This window comes from Chloracidobacterium sp. (assembly GCA_016716305.1).
Lineage (GTDB): Bacteria > Acidobacteriota > Blastocatellia > Pyrinomonadales > Pyrinomonadaceae > OLB17.
In genome coordinates this window covers 3,010,301-3,026,593 of record JADJWP010000002.1, presented here as the reverse complement: position 1 = coordinate 3,026,593, position 16,293 = coordinate 3,010,301, and the positions used below count along the sequence as shown (strand labels likewise).

Sequence of the window (16,293 nt, the reverse complement as noted above, 5' to 3'; positions counted from 1 at the left end):
GATGCAACGCGGAAGAGCTGGAAGGAGTCCTACGAAGAGCCCGGAAAAAGGCTGCAGATATGCCACTTTTAATGCTACCATAGCTGTGGCATCGAAAGGAAGTATTTTTTAACAATGATCAACATTCGCCTCGCTTTTCTACTTTCAACAGTTGTTTTAAACATTTTGCCAACCAGCGCCCAAAGCACGGCCTCAACGACGGCTGCATCGTCAACCGTTAAAGTAGGCAAGCAAAGGTTTTTGCCGCTTTCCGAGGTTCGCGAAGGTATGAAGGGCACTGCGAGGACAGTGTTCAAGGGGAGCACTCCGGAAGACTTCAGTGTCGAGATCCTCGGCGTTCTTCCCGGCGGGATCGGCCCAAAACAAGATCTGATCGTTGGGCGCATCAGCGGCGGGTCGGCTGACCGGACTTCCGTGTTTGCGGGAATGTCAGGATCGCCGGTTTACATCGATGGTCGCCTCGTCGGGGCGATCTCGTACAGCTTCCCGTTCTCAAAAGAACCGATATGCGGCATCACCCCGATCGAGCAAATGATATCGATCTTTGAACAACGCGCGGATACGAATAGTACGGCGCGGGAGCCGCGTCCAATTTCATTCACCGAACTGGCGTCAACCCAATGGCAGCCGGAATTGCCGCGTGCGGCTTTCTCGGGAGGCTCGCTTGTATCAGGCGTTTCACCCAATTCGCTGCTTATGGCGGTCGCAGGTCAGACATTCCGGCCAATAGGTACGCCGTTGACGTTCACAGGGATCCGCCAGGAGGCTCTTGATCTGTTTGCTCCGGAACTGTTGAAAGTCGGGATGATCCCGGTTTCGGCAGTCGGCGGTGCCGCTTCCATCGGGCCGCTAAAGCCCGCCGACGAAAACACGCTTCAGGGCGGCGCATCGGTTTCGATGCAGCTCACTCGAGGCGACTACAGCCTGGCGGCTGCCGGAACCGTAACTTTGCGCGATGGCGACAAGATCTATGCTTTCGGACATCCGTTCCTGAGTCTCGGAACGTCGGACCTCCCGATGGCCGAATCGAGCGTCGTTACCGTGATCCCGAACATAAATAATTCGTTCAAGCTAGCCGTTCCGCATGCAATGGTCGGGGCAATGACTCAAGATCGTGCGACTGGCGTCTTTGGCAAACTTGGGGTTGCCCCGAAAATGATCCCCGTGAAGATCAGGTCGGTCTCGAGCCGCGGACAAACCGAAACTCTGAATTTCGAAGTCGCGAAGGACGACTTCCTGACACCTTTGCTGCTCAATATCGCGATCTACAACACTTTGATCGCGCAGGAGCGGACGATCGGCGACACAACGGTTTTGATCGACGGCGAGATCTCGATCGGGGGTAACAGGGCCGTCAAGCTTCAAAGGCGCTTCACCGGCGGACAAGCAACAATGATGGCAGCTGGTTCGGTCGCACTTCCCGTAAACACGTTGCTTAAGAGCAGATTTGCAGATCTTGATATCAGCGGTATTGAACTTGATCTGCGGACAGTTGACGGCAGTAACTCGGCTACGCTGGAACGTATCTCGGTCGACCGTACTGAAGTGCGGGCTGGCGACTCGCTAGATCTTCAACTTTTCGCCAGGACGAGTGCCGGCCGGATCTTTGTTCAGAAGGTCAGGCTAACGATCCCTGTAGACACACCGAGCGGCCCTATCACGGTGATCATCGGCGACGGCACATCGATTCAGAAAAATGACGCGATCCAGCAATTCGTCCCGAGTGATCTGACGGATCTTGTCGGAACAATGAATCGCCTAAAAATGCCCGATCGGCTCTACGCCCGAATTTTCAGCAGATCGGCCGGCGTCATCATCGGTTCGAACGAAATGCCTAACCTCCCGCCATCGATGCTTGCAACGATAAACAACGACAGAATGTCCGGAGGCGTAAAACCAGCAGTTCAATCTGTTTTGAATGAGATAGCCATTCCGCCTGCAGATTTTGTTGTAACGGGAGAGCAGACCCTGAACATAATTGTCGTTCGCTGATCTTTTTTGGGACTCAAGATCCGGCTGAAAGCACAAAGCTTTTGGCCGTTACTTTTTCAACGTTTCAAGGGAATTTTCGTGACAAACGCCGCGACATTGCTTCTTGCCGCAAGATTCGCTGCGAACCGCCACCATGGTCAGCACCGAAAGGGTGATCTTTCGCACCCATATATCGAGCACCTGCTTGAAGTAGCATCCCTTCTTGCGGATCCTGGCGGCATCGGCGACCCGGAGATCCTAGCCGCGGCCGTCCTCCACGACACACTTGAAGATACCGAGACCACGGCGGCCGAACTGCGCGAACTATTCGGTGAACGGATCGCTTCGCTGGTGTTGGAGGTGACCGATGATGATGGTCTACCGGAAAACGTCCGTAGACAACGGCAGATCGAGCATTCTCCGCAGCTTTCATTTAACGCAAAGCTGATCAAACTCGCCGACAAGATCAGCAACGTGAAGGATGTGACCGATCACCCGCCGTCCGATTGGCCGCAGGAGCAGCGGTTGGAATACATCGATAGGGCCGAGCGGGTCGTTGCGGGACTCCGCGGCGTGAACCCCGAACTCGAAAAGTACTTCGATGAAGCGGCCGCACGGGCTCGTGCGAAGTTCGCCTAGTCCTTTTTCCTGAGCAGCCCTTTGGCCCGAAGATCAAAGCGTATTTGAAGTGGAGTTTTGTCGCGCCATGCACCGATGTGAATGTGCGGCGAGCGGCTAAAGCCGTTGTTGCCGACCTTGGCGAAGGGCTGTCCGGCAGTGACCTTGTCCCCTTCCTTGACCGCGACCTCAGCAACGTGGGCGACCAATACCATTAGGCCGTCGTCATGCTTGAAGACGACGAAACTCGCGGGCGGCTTGCCCATCTCGCCCGGCTTATTGATAGAAGGGTTGATGTGGATGCGGGCTACGGTTCCCGTGATCGGGGCGAGCACCGGCACGTTCCATCCGTACCAATCTTCGTTCGTCTTTCCATCGGTTCTATAGAACTTTGAAAACCCGGAACTCTCGTCTCCCGAAAGGCCGCCGGTGACGATGCAATCTGCGCCGAAATCGTCGCCGGGATACTTCAGTTGCCCCTCGAAATGCTCGCTGCACATATAGTCAGCATCGAAGAGCGGGTGCACGAGAGCGAAGCCGGTCGCGTCCAACTTGGCAGGCGGCGGCGAGACCGGCTCCGGCGACTGGGCAACCGCGGATACTGCAAACGAAAGTAATGCAACGAGAATAATAGATCGCATCGAAGGCCCTCCGTTGGTCATAACGCGAAAAAGGCGGATGCAAAGTATCAAGCGAAAGCTTCCGAATCGCCTTCGGCCCAGGCTTCGCCGTCGGCGTACACCTCTTTCTTGAAGATCGGAACGGTGCGCTTGAGTTCCTTGATCAGCCATTCGCAGGCGGCGAATGCAGCCTTTCTGTGCGGTGCGGCGACCGAAATGACAACGCTCGTCTCGCCGATCTCAAGCCGACCGAGCCGGTGCACAATGCCGATGGCCGAAACCTCAAATTCCGACTTCGCTTGGCTTGCGAGTTTCGCCATTTCTTTCAAAGCCATCGGTTCGTAGGCTTCGTAAACCAGATACTCCGTCTCCCGCGTATCGCCGGTCGCCTTGTCTTTCGTAAACCTCCGCGCGTACCCATCAAGCGTGACCGTAGCTCCGCACTCCAGCGGCACCACCCGCCGAGCCACGGAAGCAATGTCGATCGGGTCGGTTGTGAGTTCGTAAAAGTATCTGTCCGACATTTTTCCAAATCGGATTTACAGAATGTACAAGATATCAAACGATTCGATCTATCTAGTCCGTCTGGTAAATCCTGTTTGCGTTAATTTCTACAGCCCGGGCCTTTCTATCTCGGTCTTGAGTTCCGCCGTCAAGAGCTCCCAAATACTTGGATGAGCCTCGACGAGCCGGGCGATGTCCGCAAGGTCTTTCAGCCGTTTACTCTGTCTTCGTTTCGGATCGCTCCAAGCACGGATCTTCCCGGTGAGAGTGTCTTCGAGTGAAGCTACCCGCATCAAGATACCGTGTACATCGGCAGCAACACCTCGCTCCGCAAAGTCACGATAACCTTCTTCGGTCGTCAATTGAATACTCACCTTCGAGCGGCCCTTGAAGTTTATCGACCACTCATGATGCTCCGATGTAAAGCCCGCTTCGATGAGTACCGCTTCTGCCCTCTCGATCGATTCGGCCGCGACGACAAAATCAACATCCAAAGTCACCATCTGTTCGGACGCCCAGTGGTTTACCGCGATTCCGCCGATGGTACACCACAAAATATCGGCCGCCTCGAGAGCGTTAACGAACCTCATTACATCGTCCGTCCCGCCTTCAGTCTGCCATTGATAGAACTGCTTCTCGGTCATATCTACTGCCGATATCTTACCTCAAAACAGTCTGACGACTGCACTTATATTTTGCCGATACTTACTTCTTGAAGCGTGACGGTCTGGCAATAGCCCGACCGCAGTGCGGCACGGAAAATTTGAAACTATCCGCCTGAGACAGGTGTGAAGATTGCTACTTCAGAGCCGGGTTCGAGGGGCGTTGAGGCGGCAACGTATTCTTGATCTACGGCAATTAAGAGTTTCTGCCCGGCGAGTCCGGGGTGTTTAGCTTTGAGGCTTTCGACCAATTCACCCGCGGTCAAGCCCTTCGCGACCTCGACCTCAGCTTCACGGATGCCGGCAGAATCGGCAGCGGCTCCGAAGAATAGGACTCTTACTGTCATATGGCTGATTTGAACCAAACAACACGTGATCGGCTATCTTTCTGGAAGCGAGTTATCCAATTTGTATTCTTCCCACCACGAACTCCAAGCCTCGTGCGTATTACCAACGTCCGCTCCAGTGATTTTCTTTAATGCGGCCAACGCGTGAGCAGTCGTACAAACCATTGCTCCGTTGTTGAATGGGGGATGTTTCTCAAGAACCACAAGCAACGCAGGAACGGAGTTAACGTCACCGACGTGACCCAAAGCAATTGCACCATCATGCAGATACTCACCACGAAGCATCTTTGTCTCAACATCCTTGCGGCGGGCGATTTCATCTTCAGAAAACACTCGAGTAGGGCTTTCGGGGGACGGTGCGACATCTGCAATAGTAACTGGAGGCTCCTGAACTTCGGTCGAGTTCTTTGAGCACGCAATAATGACACAGCACAACAGTAGGATTACTAACGTTGGGCTGAATCTTAACATAAGGCAACTACTTGATCGCTCCTGCTATCGGGCTTGAGGCTGAGGCGTAGAGGCGTTTTGGCATTCGGCCGGCGAGGTAGCCCAAGCGGCCGGCCTCGACGGCGAGCTTCATTGCGGTCGCCATTTGGGCCGCGTCGCCGGCTTCGGCGATGGCGGTGTTCATCAGGATAGCGTCGGCACCGAGTTCCATCGCGATCGCCGCGTCCGAGGGCACGCCGACCCCGGCATCGACGATGATCGTCGCGTCCGGCAGCTGCTCACGCATTATGCGAAGGTTCGATGGGTTCTGCACGCCCATCCCGGAACCGATCGGCGCCGCCAACGGCATCACCGCCGGGCAGCCCGCATCGAGCAATTTCTTCGCCATTATCAGGTCGTCCGAGAAATACGGCAGCACGATGAAGCCTTCCTTTACCAAAACGCGTGCGGCCTCGAGCGTCTGCTCGTTGTCCGGCAAAAGCGTTACTGGATCGCCAATGACTTCGAGCTTGATCCATTCGGTATCGAGCGCCTCGCGTGCGAGCCGTGCTGTGCGGATCGCGTGATCGGCGTCGTAGCATCCGGCAGTGTTCGGCAAGATCTGCATCGTGGGGTCAAGGTGGTCGAGAAACGACTCCGTTTTTCGGTCAAGCGGGACGCGGTTGACCGCGACCGTCACCATCTCCGCCCCGGAAGCCCGATGCGCCGCCTTCATCTCGTCAAACGACCGATACTTCCCCGTTCCGATGATCAGTCGCGAGGTGAATTCTTTACCTGATAAAACAAATTTGTCTGACATTAATAAGGAAATTACCACAGTGGGCACAGAGAACACAGAGTTATGAAATGCATTCGCAAAATTCTCCGTTATCTCTCTGCGCTCTGTGGCGAAAATCTTAGCCGCCGCCGACGAAGTGGATGACCTCTATCAGGTCCGAGTCCTTCAGCTTCGTTGTTTCCCACTGCTCCCTGCGAACGACCTGTTTGTTCAATTCTATCGCCACGCGCTGTCGCGGCAATGAAAAAAGATCGAGCAGCCGGTCAAGCGTGACCTCGGCCTCGATCTTCTTTTGCTCGCCGTTCAAAACTATCGTAACCATCGCTACGATAATTTTCGCTTATTCCTGCCGTAATTCAAACTGCCGTCACCCATGAGCGATCGGCCGACGGAGCTCGATCTCTTCGCCGCTGCTCATTGCCCTTACAAGAAACGCGGCTCGCCCTGATTTGAACTTCGGTAATTGCAGGTTTACACGGGCAATGCCATTCGCATCGGTAGAGGCGTGAAAGATGAGCGGCCTGAAACTCGAACCAATGATCTTGATCATTATCTGAGCGTTCTCGATCACCTTGCGTTCGCTTCCGCGGCATACCATTACGCCCACGGTCTTTCTGTCGCCGCCTTTGAAACTCACCTCGCCAAGCAGCTCGATGCTCAACTTATCATTTTTCGGACGGTCACGGCCCGCCATGTCACTAACGATCTCTACGGCGTTGTCGGGGACCACAACGACCTCTTCGATTATGCTAACGGCCTCGACGACGGGAATCGGGATTGCCATCGCATCATCAAGGTCGATCTCGCCGTCGATGTCCGGCCTTGGGATGGGCATCGCCTGATCGTCAGTATCCGGCATCCGTATCGGAGCCGTCTCGTATATCGACGATTCGACCTCGATCAGACCGGCCAACTGTTCGGCCTCTCCGACATCGGAGGCCAGAGCGACGGCTGATACTGGTGCGCGTTTGTTTAGCTTCTTTAGTTCATCGATCCGGCCTGCTCGGATAGCGGCACATATGAGCTTGTGCTGCCGATGGAGCCTTTCCTCTAATTTGCGCTCATCAAAGTCACCCTTCAAAAGGTCGTCGTAGGGCAGCCGTTTACTGGCCAATATCGTCCCGCGGTCATAGACCAGCGATAATATTATCGGCTTTGCGAGTCCTTTGTCTTCGGTCTGCACGTGATAGGTCACGCCGCCGAATTCGATGTCTGTATTGAAGCCTGTGATCACGTGCTGTGAGCGAGTATTGGTGCGAGTTTGCGAGGTGAGACTGCGGCGGTTTTGCCACCATTAAAGTTAACACAGTGCTTCATCGACGGTCAATGAAATTATGACCGCGGGCTTTATCATTAGCCGCCAATACTCCGTACATAAGGCCGGGTAATAGGTCGGGTTTTGAACGGTTGCCGACTGCCTTGACACTAATGGCTGCTTAACTTAGGATTGAATTTGCGCCGAAATTCTCAAGCTTTTAGAGGAAAACCGCTGCACATCTTCATTCGTGCAGCGTTCGCTCGAGCACCTTTCAGAGGAGATCAATGTCTAGCTTCAGCCTGATGGATTATGCCCCAATAGGGCTAATGTTCGTTGTTGCGATCGGCTTCGCCGCCAGCCAATTGATCGTCACTCAGTTGATCGGGCCGCGGAAGCGAACTGCCACCAAGCTGATGCCCTATGAATGCGGCAAGGATCCGGTCGGCGGCGCACGAAGCAGGTTCTCTATAAAGTTTTACAGCGTTGCCGTTATCTTTCTTTTGTTCGATATCGAAGTCCTTTTCATCATTCCATTTGCGGTAGCGTTCAAATACCTGCTCGGCCAGGAGCAGATCTCTGGTATCGCATTTGGCACGATCGCCTTCCTCGAGATCATGTTCTTCCTCGGGACGCTCGTAGTTGCATACATTTTTGTCTGGAAAAAGGGCGTTTTCGATTGGGGCGAACAGGCGCGAGCCGAAGCTCGTGCTGAGGCTAAAGAGATGTCGCGGCAAAGACGTTCGTCAGTAGAAACAGAGAAAAGGGCCGCCTAGAATGCCATGGGTTTAGAAAACAAGATCTTCGAATCATTGCCTGACGTTGTGACCGTCAAGCTCGATGCCGTCGTCAACTGGGCACGAAAGAGCAGCCTTTGGCCGGCGACATTTGGCCTTGCATGCTGTGCGATCGAGATGATGAATACGGTTTCGGCTCGCAATGACCTCTCGCGGTTTGGGGCTGAGACCTTTAGGGCTTCGCCGCGGCAGGCCGACGTGATGATCGTATCGGGCCGAGTGTCGCGAAAGATGGCTCCCGTCCTGCGTCGTATCTACGATCAAATGCCTGAGCCTAAATGGGTTATTTCGATGGGAGCGTGTGCCACCTCGGGCGGTGTCTTTGATAATTACGCGATCGTACAAGGTGTCGACAAGATCGTTCCGGTAGATATTTATGTTCCGGGGTGTCCGCCCCGACCTGAAATGCTTGTCCATGCGATCACGATGCTCCAGGAAAAAATAATGAAGGAGTCGGTGCTGGATCGCCCTGACACCTATGAGGCCGAATCCCGTGAATCGATCGTTCCGGGAACACTTCCCGTCACAGAGGGAACGGCTCTCGAACGTGAAATGGAGATCGAAGTCGCCCAAAATCAGGTTTCTCGGCCGTATTCGATCCCGTCGCGTCATGAACGTCGGCGGTCGTCCTAGATTCTCTTGCAGGCTCACGCTACATATAGCAAGCGTTTGAGCTGTTAGGAAAGGACATTTTCGTGTGCGGATACAGGTTTTTGTGTTATGACTGAAAAGCTCATCGCAATCGTAGAAAAGCTCAAGGAAAGGGACCCATCGTACGTCGAAAGCGTTGTCGAAGCATTTGGCGAGGTCACAGTTTTCGTTCCGCGCGAGAGCGTTAGAGAGGCGTGTTATTTCCTTCGTGACGAACACGATTTCGATATGCTCGCCGACCTTTGCGGCTGTGATCGAGGACCCGAGGAAGATCCGCGGTTCGAGGTGAACTATCATTTGTTCTCAACAAGGCATTATGGCCGCCTGCGGCTAAAGGTATTGCTTTCCGAGGACGACCCAACGGTCGCGAGTGTGACCGGTGTCTGGCGGACTGCAGATTGGCACGAGCGTGAGACGTTCGACCTCGTCGGTATAAAGTTTGAGGGACATCCCGATCTGCGTCGGATCCTGCTTCCGTCGGATTTTGACGGACACGCATTGAGGAAAGATTATCCGCTCCGCGGCTACGAGCCGTACAGCATGAACTAAATGAGGATCAGAAACACAGGACTCTTGATTATACTCGTGTTCGCGGTTGCTTCAGGCGCGTTCGCGCAGGCAAAAACGTCGACTAGGAATTCTGGTTGTGCCAGCGGAACATTTACGTTCAAGTGTCCAGAAGGATATAAAGTTCTGGCTGCCGGCAAAACTGAAGATCGGCTCTTTTTCGCGAAGAACTCCGAGTTTGGATTTGGAGTCTTTGTGGTTTCCGAACCGGGCGTCAGCAGCGTTCGCGACTCGCTTAAATCGATAATCAAACTGTTTGCTCCGAAAGGATCACAGGAAATCGAATGGAAGAGTGTAGATGCCGATCCACGAAGAAGCAGCAAGTTTGAACTTGAATCCAAGCGTCAGCTAGGAATCGATACCGCGGGAAAGGTTCTGTTAACCTTTGAATACCGGCACATCGACTTCAACGGTAAGAGGCTGCTAACAGGTACTATCGTCGACGGTTCCGAATGGCATGACGACTTGAGAGGAGCGTTCGATAACGGACAATTCACTAATAACGGCGGCTGCTTCGATTCTCTCGACATTATTGCAGCCTTTACGAATGAAAAACTCGATCCTGAGAAAGGGCCGTGCTTCTTTGAGATCGTCGTGACGATGGATACATAACGATCAATGGCAACTGCAGTTGAAAATCTTCAATCCGACGTCGATGTGATGGATACTGCGCTTGAGTCGCAGATGACTCTGTCGATGGGCCCGCAGCACCCTTCGACCCATGGTGTGCTTCGGCTTGATCTCAGACTCGATGGCGAACTTGTCATAAAGTCCATCCCTGATATTGGTTATCTCCATACCGGAATGGAGAAGCTCTTCGAATATAAGAAATATCAGCAAGGCATTGTCATCACCGACCGGATGGATTACCTCAATCCGCTCGGCAACAACCTTGCATATGTGATGGCGGCCGAAAAGCTTCTCGGGCTTGAGATACCTGAGCGGGCTCAGGTCATTCGCGTCCTGATGTGCGAGCTTCAGAGGATCGCGTCGCACATGGTTTGGTTCGGGACGTCGTGTCTCGACATGGGAGCGATGACGCCGTTCTGGTTCACGTTCAAGGAACGCGAGAAGATCCTTAATATCATCGAATCGGCTTCGGGTGGACGCATGACGCCGAGCTATTTCCGCATAGGCGGTTTGATGATGGATCTGCCCGCCGGTTTTGAGAATCGTGTAACGCAGTTCCTCGAGAATTTCCCTGATGCCCTGAACACGTTCGATACGCTCATAACCGGAAACACCATCTGGCAGAATCGGACAAAAGGTATCGGCATCATCTCAAAAGAGGATGCCATCGATTGGGGACTCACCGGGCCGTGCCTTCGCGGTTCGGGCGTCGAACTTGACCTTCGGCGGCACAATCCGTACACGGGCTACGAAACGTACGATTTCGAGATCCCGACCGAGCCCGACGGTGATGTCTGGTCGCGATTTAAGGTCAGGATGCGTGAATTGGTCGAATCTTATAAGATCGTCCGGCAGGCGCTTGAAAGGCTAAAACCCGGGCCGATCAAGGCCGATGCCCCAAAAGTGGTTCTGCCCGATCGGGACGATATGCGTAAGCATATGGACTCGCTAATTCACCATTTCCTGATCGTTGCCGAAGGATTCAACGTTCCGCCCGGCGAGGTTTACCACGCAATTGAGGCCTCAAAAGGAGAACTTGGTGTTTATATGAAATCGAATGGCGGGCCAAAGCCCGATCGCGTCCACTTTCGCGGGCCGAGCTTCGTGAACCTGTCGGCTCTTCCCGTTATGAGCGAAGGCGAAATGGTCGCGGACGTTGTGGCGATCATTGGGAGTTTGGATATTGTGTTGGGGGAGATCGACCGTTAAACGGGAAAAATGGCGGAAGAGATTTCGGACAATCGATTCAAGTCTGAGGTGATGCGGTTACTTTCAACCGTTATCCAGAAGGTTGACGGCCTTGAATCGAAAGTCGATGGACTTGAGTCAAGGTTCGATGGACTTGAAGCAAAGGTAGATGAAAATTCTGCGGAGATTCGAAAAATATCTGGTGAAGTTAGGGTGGTCAGCGGACAGTTTCAAGACGTAGCGGGTGTAGTGATCAAGGATACTCAACGATTAACGTTACTTGAAAATCGGGTCGATATTTTAGAGCAAGATGCTCATTGAAGGCTATGGCAGCAGCAACACCGACAAGTTACACCGATAAGATCACTGTTTCGAGCGAGGTGGCCGAGTTTTCGCCCGAGGTCGTCGAAGAAATGCGTTCACACCTCGAGAAATACCCGGCGGACCGCAGCCGCTCGGCACTTATTCCGCTGCTCTTCGTCATTCAGCGAGAGCGCGGCTATGTAGATAACGCAGGTGTGAATTTTCTTGCTAAGTTCCTGAACCTCGAGGTGACCGACGTTTGGGAAACGGCGACCTTTTATTCGATGTTCAACCTTCGGAAGGTCGGCCGCAACCACATACAGATCTGCAAGACGCTTTCGTGCAAGATAATGGGCGAGCCCGACATCACCGGCCATATCTGCTCGAAGCTCGGGATTCACCCCGGCGAAACGACCGAGGACGGCAAGTTCACCGTCTCGCTCGTCGAATGCCTCGGCAGCTGCGGCACGGCTCCGATGATGCAGATCGGCTTCGATTATCACGAGGATCTCACAATCGATAAGGTGGACAAGATTTTGGAGGAGTGTCAGTAGCCCGCACGTAAGTAAGGGCTCAACGTATAGCTATGACCAACGCCGACATCATTCGTGGGCTTTACGTCGCATTCGCCAAAGGCGACGTCCCTGCAGTTTTGGGAGCGTTCGACGAGAACATTTCGTGGACCGAGGCCGAAGGCTTTATGTATGGCGGAACATACAACGGCCCGAATGCCGTTCTCGAGAACGTCTTTATGAAGCTCGGCACCGAATGGGAAGGATTTTCTGCCGTTCCAAGCAAGATCGTTGACGGCGGCGATGGCAATGTCGCCGCGTTCGGCACCTATTCGGGCAAATACCTGGCTACGGGCAAGAGCATAAGCGTTCCGTTCGCACATGAATGGGAACTGGGTGACGGAAAGGTAGTAAAATTTCGCCAACATACCGACACCGCCGTTATCGAAAGGGATCTCGGTCTCTAACTTGTCGTGATAACGTCGTACAAGATGCTGTCTCTCATCCAGGCAGAAATTGTCGGAAAAGCCATCGGCGACGGTATCTTGCAGTTGGTGGTCAAGGTTCTGATAGGCATGGCCGTGATCGGAGGAATCGCATTGTTCCTCTGGCTGGTGAGAAAAGTAGATAAAAGGATAAATAAATAGCCGCATGGAGATCAAAGCAATCGGCTGCGAACCTTTACAGCTAAAACGTGTCCATACTGAAAATGGCCACACGCTCAAGGTCTATCGCGAAACCGGCGGGTATAAGTCGCTCGAAAAGGCGTTCGGGATGACGCAGGACGCGATCATTCAGGAGGTTAAAGACTCGTCGCTGCGAGGCCGCGGCGGAGCCGGCTTCCCGACCGGGATGAAGTGGTCGTTCGTTCCGCGCGATTCGCCAAAGCCGAAATATGTGGTTTGCAATGCCGACGAATCCGAGCCGGGCTCGTTCAAGGATCGCTATCTGCTCGAGCGCGACCCGCACGCCCTGATCGAAGGCATGATCATCGCGGGTTACACCCTCGGTGCCTCAACGGGGTATATCTATTACCGCGGCGAATACAATTACCTTATCCGTGTAATGGACGAGGCCCTGAAAGAGGCCCGCGAAGCCGGCCTGCTCGGAGAGAACATTCTCGGCTCTGGTTTCGCTATGAACATTCACACGCACACCGGTGCGGGAGCTTACATTTGCGGCGAAGAGACGGCACTGCTCAGTTCGCTTGAAGGCTATCGCGGCCATCCGCGGATGAAGCCGCCATTTCCCGCGGTCGAAGGCCTATATGCGTGTCCGACCGTCGTTAACAACGTCGAGACGTTCACCTCCGTTCCGCAGATCATCGAAATGGGCGGCATAACCTGGCGGGACCTCGGTACCGAAAAAAGCGGCGGCACCAAGCTCTGGTCCGTCAGCGGCCACGTAAAGAAGCCTGGCGTATATGAACTTCCGATGGGCTACGCTGATATGGAAAAGTTCATTATGGAAGATTGCGGCGGAATGCTCCGGAGCGATAAAAAGCTTAAAGCGGTCATCCCAGGCGGCTCCAGCGTTTACATAATGAACGCCGGCCAGATCCTCGGCAAGAATGTCACGCTCGATTACGAAGGTTTGGTCGCAGCCGGTTCGATGCTCGGGACCGGCGGGATGATGGTGATGGACGAGACCGTCGACATAATGGAATCGACGAAGAACTTAACCGAGTTCTATAAGCACGAATCCTGCGGTTGGTGCACGCCTTGCCGCGAGGGGACTGACTGGCTTGTCAAGATATTCGATCGTATCGCGGCTGGCGGCGGCAAGCCTTCGGATGCGCAACTGCTGCTTGATATTTGCGACAATATCGAGGGCAAAAGCTTTTGCCCGCTCGGCGACGCGGCCGCGTGGCCGATCCAGAGTGCCGTAAAGCAATTTCCGGACGATTTCAAAAAATGGCTCTTGAACAAGACCAATGGCAGCGGCGATCAGGCCGGACACTAGGTTTTTGAGGTAACGAGTAATTATGGGAAAAGGCGATAAACGAAGCAGAAGAGGCAAGATATTTGCCGGAAGTTTTGGCAAGACACGGCCGAAGAGCAAGAAAAAGTCAGTCGCGGTCAAACCGGCTGTCGAGTCGAAACCGGCCAAGAAAAAGGGTAAATAGGCTCACCAGCGGCCTTTGCGGCCCGAGATATTAGATGTCGACAGAACTGATAAAAGTCACGATCAACGGCAAAGAGCTCGAAGTCGAAAAGGGCTCTGTGCTCATCGATGTATGCCGCGAGAACGAGAATAACATTCCGTCGTTCTGCTATTACAAAGATCTTGAGCCGCAGGCGTCTTGCCGGATGTGTCTGGTTCGCATCGACAAGATGCCGAAGCTCCAGACCTCATGCACGATCAAATGCACCGACGGCATGGTCGTAACGACCGCAAGCCCCGAGATCGAAAAGGCCCAGCGTGCAATGGGCGAATTTCTTCTTGCCAACCATCCGCTCGATTGCCCGGTATGCGACCGCGGCGGCGAATGCGAACTGCAGGAAGTGATCTTCGATTGGGGCGATGTCGAAGAACGATTTACCGAAAGAAAGAACGTCCAACCCGAAAAGTATCTTTCGCCGATCGTGGCCAATGACCCGCAGAGGTGCATTCTTTGCAAACGCTGCACCCGTGTCTGCGACGAATGGATGGGCGAAGATGCCATCGAGGCGGGCAATCGCGGCGTGAATACCGTGATCGGCACCTATGGCGGCTGGCTCAATTGCTCGCAATGTGGCAATTGTATCGAGGTTTGTCCGACGGGAACGCTCCTTGACGGCGTTTACCGCCATGCGACGCGTCCCTGGGAGCTGGATCAGACGATAACGACCGACGTGTACGGTTCAGACGGAATGCAGTTTTCGATCGGTTCGCGCGGAGGCGAGGTGCACCGGATCGTCGCCCGCGACCGGTATGTGAACGGCCTCAATGGTGAGTTTTTGGACGTAAAGGCCCGGTTCGCACACGAGTTCATCAATCATCCCGATCGTATCAAAACACCCTTGATACGGTATACAAAGGGCGGCAAACTTATACCGGCGACGTGGGATGCCGCAATAAAGTTGATCGCCGAGAAATTCGCTGCAAAAGGAGCAAAGGTCGGTGTGATCGCAAGTCCGCGGCTGACCAACGAGTCGATCTACACCCTCGGACGCTTTGCGAACGATGCCGTAAAGGGGCCGATCGCAATCGACGACCGCGCCGATATGTCGGCATTTTTTGCGAATTTGAGTGCTCCGCTTGCCACTCATCGTGATATTCGATATGCCAAGACGATCGTGATCGTCGGTGGCGAACCCGAAGAAGAACAAACATTTACGGCAAAACAGGCGCGTCAGGCAGTAAAGAACGGCGGTGCTAAGCTGCTGATCGTGAACGAGCGGCCGATCAATCTCGTTCGCACGGCATCACAGTTCGTGCATGTCAACACTGGTACCATCGACGCCTTCGCACTGGCTGCGACCGGCGCCTCGAATGACTCACTGGCCGCAGACAAAATGGGAATTGACGCGGGCGAACTCGAAGCGCTGCGCAAAACCCTCAACGATACCCAGGGTGATATCGTTATCATGTGTGGCTCCGATCTTTCGCCTTATGCCCAAGCGGTCATTGCCGGTACGGCCGGCAGTCTTGCGGGCGAAGGACGCCGGGTCCTGCTTCATCCGCTGCCGCTTTATAACAATTCGGTCGGCGCGATAGACATGCTGCCCGCCGCCAGTTCGACCAAAGAAGTTGCCCTTGACTGCGGCTACTTGCTGATCGCCGGAAGCCTGCAGCAGCCCGACCTGCTTCAAAACAAAGAATTTGTCGTCGTCCAGGAATTGTTCGAAACAGAAACAACGGCCTACGCCGACGTAGTTCTGCCGGCCGGGTCATTCGCCGAGGTCGACGGAACATTCACGAACAATGCCGGTAACGTCCAGCGTGTAAGAAAGGCGATCGATCCGGTGCACCAGTCAAAGCCTGATTGGATGATCACAAGCCTGATCGCGGCCGAGATGGGGATCGATTTCGGTTTCGGCACATCGGCAACAGCGGTCTTCAAAGCCCTGGCTGACGATATATCGCATTATCAGGGCCTGAGGTATCCAGCCTTGAAGGACGAATCGGCTCCGGTTCAGGTAAGCCATCCGGTGTCCAACGACCGTGACGTCAGCGCTAATATCGCTGCCTTGCGGGAAATGGTAGGGTCGATGGCCCCGACAGTTGAGAAGATCATGGAGACCCCCGCCGTCGGACACAAGCTTCACCGGATAACCACCTTGACCGGCAAGACGCCGCAGTTTCATCTTCTGGCCCACGGCAATCCGAAGCCGGAGAACCTGCTCGTTTCGCCGCTCGTCCAATTTGAGCTTGACGGTACGAAAAAAGAGGCTGGGCTTAGTGATGCTGCGGCTGTCGGGGTTGGCGATCGTTCAAACGTCAGCTCGAAGAACTAGT

At 54.1% G+C, this 16,293-nt stretch carries 22 protein-coding genes; 14 read left to right on the top strand and 8 right to left on the bottom strand.

Going from position 1 to position 16,293, the window contains the following annotated elements:
• The first annotated feature begins 165 nt into the window (after positions 1 to 165).
• Together IPM28_15800 and IPM28_15795 are read left to right on the top strand one after the other, a co-directional pair.
• The gene (locus tag IPM28_15800; GenBank protein MBK9174447.1) at positions 166 to 1,992 is read left to right on the top strand and encodes a hypothetical protein; all 1,827 of its coding nucleotides are present in this window, start codon (positions 166 to 168) and stop codon (positions 1,990 to 1,992) included.
• Between the two features lie 78 nt (positions 1,993 to 2,070).
• A complete protein-coding gene (locus IPM28_15795) occupies positions 2,071 to 2,610 on the top strand; it encodes a bifunctional (p)ppGpp synthetase/guanosine-3',5'-bis(diphosphate) 3'-pyrophosphohydrolase (protein ID MBK9174446.1) in 540 nt (179 codons plus the stop codon).
• On the opposite strand, the gene IPM28_15790 is transcribed toward IPM28_15795, so the two are convergent.
• From IPM28_15790 to IPM28_15755, 8 genes are all read right to left on the bottom strand, one after another.
• A complete protein-coding gene (locus IPM28_15790) occupies positions 2,607 to 3,230 on the bottom strand; it encodes a M23 family metallopeptidase (GenBank protein ID MBK9174445.1) in 624 nt (207 codons plus the stop codon). The two genes, IPM28_15795 and IPM28_15790, sit on opposite strands and share 4 nt — an antisense overlap.
• A gap of 47 nt (positions 3,231 to 3,277) precedes the next feature.
• A complete protein-coding gene (locus IPM28_15785; GenBank protein ID MBK9174444.1) occupies positions 3,278 to 3,733 on the bottom strand; it encodes a molybdenum cofactor biosynthesis protein MoaE in 456 nt (151 codons plus the stop codon).
• Between the two features lie 87 nt (positions 3,734 to 3,820).
• Positions 3,821 to 4,357 (bottom strand): nucleotidyl transferase AbiEii/AbiGii toxin family protein, encoded by a 537-nt coding sequence (locus IPM28_15780; GenBank protein ID MBK9174443.1) that lies wholly within the window; start codon positions 4,355 to 4,357, stop codon positions 3,821 to 3,823.
• Positions 4,358 to 4,482: 125 nt separating this feature from the next.
• Entirely contained in the window at positions 4,483 to 4,722 is a 240-nt protein-coding gene (moaD, locus tag IPM28_15775) for a molybdopterin converting factor subunit 1 (GenBank protein ID MBK9174442.1), read from the bottom strand.
• Between the two features lie 33 nt (positions 4,723 to 4,755).
• Positions 4,756 to 5,055 (bottom strand): hypothetical protein, encoded by a 300-nt coding sequence (locus tag IPM28_15770; protein ID MBK9174441.1) that lies wholly within the window; start codon positions 5,053 to 5,055, stop codon positions 4,756 to 4,758.
• Positions 5,056 to 5,200: 145 nt separating this feature from the next.
• Complete coding sequence (locus IPM28_15765; protein ID MBK9174440.1) at positions 5,201 to 5,971, bottom strand: thiazole synthase; 771 nt, start codon at positions 5,969 to 5,971, stop codon at positions 5,201 to 5,203.
• 97 nt (positions 5,972 to 6,068) lie between these two features.
• Positions 6,069 to 6,272 carry a sulfur carrier protein ThiS gene (gene thiS, locus IPM28_15760; protein MBK9174439.1) on the bottom strand — a complete coding sequence of 68 codons (204 nt, stop codon included), beginning with the start codon at positions 6,270 to 6,272 and terminating at the stop codon, positions 6,069 to 6,071.
• 45 nt (positions 6,273 to 6,317) lie between these two features.
• Positions 6,318 to 7,184: a hypothetical protein gene (locus IPM28_15755; GenBank protein ID MBK9174438.1), complete on the bottom strand. Its 867-nt coding sequence runs from the start codon at positions 7,182 to 7,184 to the stop codon at positions 6,318 to 6,320.
• A 326-nt stretch (positions 7,185 to 7,510) separates the two neighbouring features.
• On the opposite strand from IPM28_15755, the gene IPM28_15750 reads away from it, so the two are divergent.
• The 12 genes from IPM28_15750 (at position 7,511) to IPM28_15695 (ending at position 16,292) form a co-directional block, all read left to right on the top strand.
• On the top strand, positions 7,511 to 7,981 hold the full coding sequence (locus IPM28_15750; protein MBK9174437.1) for an NADH-quinone oxidoreductase subunit A: 471 nt from the start codon (positions 7,511 to 7,513) through the stop codon (positions 7,979 to 7,981).
• Between the two features lie 6 nt (positions 7,982 to 7,987).
• Complete coding sequence (locus IPM28_15745; protein MBK9174436.1) at positions 7,988 to 8,635, top strand: NADH-quinone oxidoreductase subunit B; 648 nt, start codon at positions 7,988 to 7,990, stop codon at positions 8,633 to 8,635.
• A gap of 87 nt (positions 8,636 to 8,722) precedes the next feature.
• Positions 8,723 to 9,202, top strand: coding sequence for an NADH-quinone oxidoreductase subunit C (locus tag IPM28_15740; protein MBK9174435.1), 480 nt, complete (start codon positions 8,723 to 8,725; stop codon positions 9,200 to 9,202).
• Positions 9,203 to 9,832 carry a hypothetical protein gene (locus tag IPM28_15735; protein ID MBK9174434.1) on the top strand — a complete coding sequence of 210 codons (630 nt, stop codon included), beginning with the start codon at positions 9,203 to 9,205 and terminating at the stop codon, positions 9,830 to 9,832.
• A 6-nt stretch (positions 9,833 to 9,838) separates the two neighbouring features.
• On the top strand, positions 9,839 to 11,059 hold the full coding sequence (nuoD, locus tag IPM28_15730) for an NADH dehydrogenase (quinone) subunit D (GenBank protein ID MBK9174433.1): 1,221 nt from the start codon (positions 9,839 to 9,841) through the stop codon (positions 11,057 to 11,059).
• 9 nt (positions 11,060 to 11,068) lie between these two features.
• Positions 11,069 to 11,359: a hypothetical protein gene (locus tag IPM28_15725; protein MBK9174432.1), complete on the top strand. Its 291-nt coding sequence runs from the start codon at positions 11,069 to 11,071 to the stop codon at positions 11,357 to 11,359.
• A 92-nt stretch (positions 11,360 to 11,451) separates the two neighbouring features.
• Positions 11,452 to 11,895: an NAD(P)H-dependent oxidoreductase subunit E gene (locus IPM28_15720; protein ID MBK9174431.1), complete on the top strand. Its 444-nt coding sequence runs from the start codon at positions 11,452 to 11,454 to the stop codon at positions 11,893 to 11,895.
• A gap of 32 nt (positions 11,896 to 11,927) precedes the next feature.
• Positions 11,928 to 12,320 (top strand): nuclear transport factor 2 family protein, encoded by a 393-nt coding sequence (locus IPM28_15715; GenBank protein ID MBK9174430.1) that lies wholly within the window; start codon positions 11,928 to 11,930, stop codon positions 12,318 to 12,320.
• Between the two features lie 24 nt (positions 12,321 to 12,344).
• Positions 12,345 to 12,500, top strand: a complete 156-nt coding sequence (locus IPM28_15710) for a hypothetical protein (GenBank protein MBK9174429.1) — start codon at positions 12,345 to 12,347, stop codon at positions 12,498 to 12,500.
• Between the two features lie 4 nt (positions 12,501 to 12,504).
• Complete coding sequence (gene nuoF, locus IPM28_15705) at positions 12,505 to 13,815, top strand: NADH-quinone oxidoreductase subunit NuoF (protein ID MBK9174428.1); 1,311 nt, start codon at positions 12,505 to 12,507, stop codon at positions 13,813 to 13,815.
• A gap of 22 nt (positions 13,816 to 13,837) precedes the next feature.
• On the top strand, positions 13,838 to 13,978 hold the full coding sequence (locus tag IPM28_15700; GenBank protein ID MBK9174427.1) for a 30S ribosomal protein THX: 141 nt from the start codon (positions 13,838 to 13,840) through the stop codon (positions 13,976 to 13,978).
• Between the two features lie 34 nt (positions 13,979 to 14,012).
• Positions 14,013 to 16,292: a molybdopterin-dependent oxidoreductase gene (locus tag IPM28_15695; GenBank protein MBK9174426.1), complete on the top strand. Its 2,280-nt coding sequence runs from the start codon at positions 14,013 to 14,015 to the stop codon at positions 16,290 to 16,292.
• Position 16,293 lies beyond the last annotated feature (1 nt).

Bases quoted from the DNA above. Each gene is read 5' to 3' on its own strand.
- IPM28_15750 (MBK9174437.1), top strand. From the start codon at position 7,511: ATGGATTATGCCCCAATAGGGCTAATGTTCGTTGTTGCGATCGGCTTC.
- nuoD (MBK9174433.1), top strand. From the start codon at position 9,839: ATGGCAACTGCAGTTGAAAATCTTCAATCCGACGTCGATGTGATGGAT.
- IPM28_15780 (MBK9174443.1), bottom strand. From the start codon at position 4,357: ATGACCGAGAAGCAGTTCTATCAATGGCAGACTGAAGGCGGGACGGAC.
- nuoF (MBK9174428.1), top strand. From the start codon at position 12,505: ATGGAGATCAAAGCAATCGGCTGCGAACCTTTACAGCTAAAACGTGTC.
- IPM28_15710 (MBK9174429.1), top strand. From the start codon at position 12,345: ATGCTGTCTCTCATCCAGGCAGAAATTGTCGGAAAAGCCATCGGCGAC.
- IPM28_15715 (MBK9174430.1), top strand. From the start codon at position 11,928: ATGACCAACGCCGACATCATTCGTGGGCTTTACGTCGCATTCGCCAAA.
- IPM28_15740 (MBK9174435.1), top strand. From the start codon at position 8,723: ATGACTGAAAAGCTCATCGCAATCGTAGAAAAGCTCAAGGAAAGGGAC.
- IPM28_15745 (MBK9174436.1), top strand. From the start codon at position 7,988: ATGGGTTTAGAAAACAAGATCTTCGAATCATTGCCTGACGTTGTGACC.
- IPM28_15700 (MBK9174427.1), top strand. From the start codon at position 13,838: ATGGGAAAAGGCGATAAACGAAGCAGAAGAGGCAAGATATTTGCCGGA.
- IPM28_15735 (MBK9174434.1), top strand. From the start codon at position 9,203: ATGAGGATCAGAAACACAGGACTCTTGATTATACTCGTGTTCGCGGTT.
- IPM28_15765 (MBK9174440.1), bottom strand. From the start codon at position 5,971: ATGTCAGACAAATTTGTTTTATCAGGTAAAGAATTCACCTCGCGACTG.
- IPM28_15790 (MBK9174445.1), bottom strand. From the start codon at position 3,230: ATGCGATCTATTATTCTCGTTGCATTACTTTCGTTTGCAGTATCCGCG.
- IPM28_15720 (MBK9174431.1), top strand. From the start codon at position 11,452: ATGCGTTCACACCTCGAGAAATACCCGGCGGACCGCAGCCGCTCGGCA.
- moaD (MBK9174442.1), bottom strand. From the start codon at position 4,722: ATGACAGTAAGAGTCCTATTCTTCGGAGCCGCTGCCGATTCTGCCGGC.
- thiS (MBK9174439.1), bottom strand. From the start codon at position 6,272: ATGGTTACGATAGTTTTGAACGGCGAGCAAAAGAAGATCGAGGCCGAG.
- IPM28_15695 (MBK9174426.1), top strand. From the start codon at position 14,013: ATGTCGACAGAACTGATAAAAGTCACGATCAACGGCAAAGAGCTCGAA.
- IPM28_15785 (MBK9174444.1), bottom strand. From the start codon at position 3,733: ATGTCGGACAGATACTTTTACGAACTCACAACCGACCCGATCGACATT.
- IPM28_15725 (MBK9174432.1), top strand. From the start codon at position 11,069: ATGGCGGAAGAGATTTCGGACAATCGATTCAAGTCTGAGGTGATGCGG.